This window comes from Thermococcus sp. (genome assembly GCF_027052235.1).
Lineage (GTDB): Archaea > Methanobacteriota_B > Thermococci > Thermococcales > Thermococcaceae > Thermococcus.
In genome coordinates this window covers 1-2,858 of record NZ_JALUFF010000055.1, presented here as the reverse complement: position 1 = coordinate 2,858, position 2,858 = coordinate 1, and the positions used below count along the sequence as shown (strand labels likewise).

Annotated in this window: 2 protein-coding genes and 1 pseudogene; all 3 read left to right on the top strand. The window is 52.3% G+C overall.

Annotated features, from left to right (window positions below):
- A pseudogene (locus MVC73_RS06475) lies at positions 1–492 on the top strand (RsmD family RNA methyltransferase); the annotation flags it as partial.
- Positions 493–520: 28 nt separating this feature from the next.
- Positions 521–1,762 carry an ATP-binding protein gene (locus MVC73_RS06470; RefSeq protein ID WP_297508574.1) on the top strand — a complete coding sequence of 414 codons (1,242 nt, stop codon included), beginning with the start codon at positions 521–523 and terminating at the stop codon, positions 1,760–1,762.
- Positions 1,763–1,960: 198 nt separating this feature from the next.
- On the top strand, positions 1,961–2,858 hold an 898-nt coding region (locus tag MVC73_RS06465), incomplete at its 3' end, for an aldehyde ferredoxin oxidoreductase N-terminal domain-containing protein (RefSeq protein ID WP_297508571.1).

Below are 2,858 nucleotides of genomic sequence, written 5' to 3'. Positions count from 1 at the left end.
CGTGTGAGAATGGCAAAGGTTGCAAAGCCGGATGAACTTGTGGTCGACATGTTCGCGGGCATTGGACACCTCAGCCTGCCGATGGCAGTTCATGGAAAGGCGAGAGTCATTGCGATAGAGAAGAGCCCCTACACCTTCCGCTTCCTCGTCGAGAACATTGAGCTAAACGGAGTCCAGGATAGAATGACGGCTTACAACATCGACAACCGCGACTTTCCGGGGGAGGATATAGCCGACAGAGTCCTAATGGGCTACGTGGTCAAAACGGCCGAGTTCATACCGAAGGCTCTGAGCATAGCCAAGGACGAGGCGGTGATCCACTACCACAACACGGTTCCCGAGAGGTTAATGCCAAAGGAGCCCTTCGAGACTTTCAGGAGGATAGCGAGAGAGCACGGCTACGAGGCGGAGAAGCTCAACGAGCTGGTTATTAAGCGCTACGCTCCCGGCGTCTGGCACGTTGTCGTTGACGTTAAGGTCTTCAAAGGGTAGGTTTTTAAAGATAATAACGAATATCCTAATGGTGATTAGGCTAATGACAATTATCGAACGTCGTGAAATTGAAGCCCTGTTGAGCACTAAATGGTCCCTCTGGTACGGCAGAAGAAAAACGGGCAAAACATTCTATGCCCGAGAAAAACTGAAGTACTCTCACTATTTCATCGTCACTCACGGCAGAGACATAATAAACATTGAAACAGGTGAAACGCTATCCTTCAACGAGTTCCTCAAGGTGTTTCCACTTCTCCTTGGGAGCGGCAGGATAGTCGTTGATGAGTTCCACCGTCTTGACGAACCTTTCTTTTCCCTCATTCAGGGACTCTCGGGAAAGGGCGAATTGACACTCATAACCTCAACGAGGCACTATTTCAGACGTTTTATTGGGGCGAACAGCCCCCTCCTTGGGCTCCTTCACCCCATTGAAGTTGGCCTAGTCGACCCAAGGGATGCGCTCAAGTTCATGAACTCCTTAGGTTTTAAGGGGGGATCCCTTGTGGAACTTGCCGTCTTAGTTCAAGAACCATGGCTCGCACCATCAGTGGAGAGTCTCGGAGAGGGAATCTTTAAAGGCCTTGGATGGATTCTACAGACCTATGTGCCCAGTCTTGTAGGAGAGATATTCAACGAAGAGGAACGTGAGTTGACTCACAGGTACTCCGCTATCCTCGAGTCTGTCGCCAATGGAAAAAGAACCGCGACCGAGATAGCAAAAGAGATGTTCTCGAGGGGCCTTATACAGAAGGAGACACATGGTGCTGTGGCCCCATATTTGGACACATTAGTGGGAATGGGCCTTTTAAGGAGGGTGAGGGTCTACGGAAGAAAAAGAAAAACCTATCATTACCAGCACGTGTCACCAGTAGTAGATTTCACGTACTATCTCAACTCCAAATACGGATTCCTGGAGACAGGGCTTCCCGAGGAAACCGTAGAAAGGCTCTTCCAAGAAAGGCTTCCGAAGTATGTGGAGAGTTTTTTTGAAAGGCTACTCTCCAAACACTACGCACTCCAGCCAGTCAGGATTGAAAAACCCAATCTCGAACTAGATGTGGCACTACTGAGGAACAAAAAGCTATACCTGGTAGCTGAAGTCAAGTGGAGGGAGAAAATCCGCGAAAAAGACATCAGAAAAGCCGAAAACAAGTTTGATGAAGCAGGAGGGAGAATTAACCTTTTGATAGTTCCCGATAAGGAATCCCTGCCACGGGAACCCGAAAACGCCAAGGTCTTCGACTGGAGAGACGCCCTAGCCCTATCTTGAACCCCTGACGGCACCAAAAATATCCTGCTGGATCACATCATGCTCCTAGTCCCACCATAAAGGCATTAAATTTCCGAATAACCTCCCAATCGCTTCAATGGTTAACGAATGAACTTAACTTAACCCACCCACGTGAACGCTTCCTTTTGCGAAGGCCTTATATCCTCCGAGCCGAAAATCTTTCGAGGTGATTCTGATATGGAAGCGAAAGGCGGTTACTGGGGCAAGATTCTGAGAGTTAACCTGACCACGAAGGAGGTCAAGGTGGAGCCCCTGCCCGAGGAATTCCCGAGGAAGTACCTCGGCGGCGTCGGTTTTGGGACGAGGGTTCTCTACGACGAGGTTCCGGCCGGAGCTGACCCGCTCGGAGAAGAGAACAAGATGATCATCACTCCGGGTCTCTTCGTTGACACCGGTATAGGAACCGGCTCGAAGACGGCCTTCAACTTCAAGAGCCCGCTCACCGGCGGCTACGGCAGATCAATGGCCGGTGCAGAGCTTGGTGTCCAGCTCAAGAGGGCCGGCTACGACATGCTCATCATCGAGGGCAAGAGCGAGGAGCCCGTTCTTCTCGTCATCGAGGACGATGAAGTCAAGATCGTCCCGGCGGACGGCTACTGGGGCCTCACCACCGGAGAGGCGAGGGCTAAAGCCAAAGAGGAGTACCCCGGCTTTGCAACCGCGTTCATAGGGCCGGCAGGGGAAAAACTCAGCCTTATCTCGATAATCGAGACCGACGAGAGGCAGGCGGCGAGGGGTGGCCCAGGAGCGGTTCTTGGAAGCAAGAAGCTCAAGGGCATCCTCGTCAAGGGCTCAAAGAAGGTCCCGATAGCCAACCCGGAGAAGCTCCGCGAGCTCATCAAGGAGTGGGCCCTTGTCTTCAAGGATCACCCGGCAACCAAGGCTGACATGGAATACGGAAGCGGTGAGTTCCTCGACTGGATGAACCGCGAGCGCGGTACCTTCCCGGTCAGGAACTGGCAGATGGGCTTCTTCAAGAAGGCCTACGAGAAGGCCAAAGAAGAGGGAAGGGAGCACATTGGAATAGACCCGTACTTCTGGGCGCCCAAGTACCGCGCCGGCAGGAGGCCGTGCC

What these genes read in the sequence shown, in the direction of transcription:
- MVC73_RS06470 (WP_297508574.1), top strand. Translation starts at nt 521, where the DNA reads ATGGTGATTAGGCTAATGACAATTATCGAACGTCGTGAAATTGAAGCC.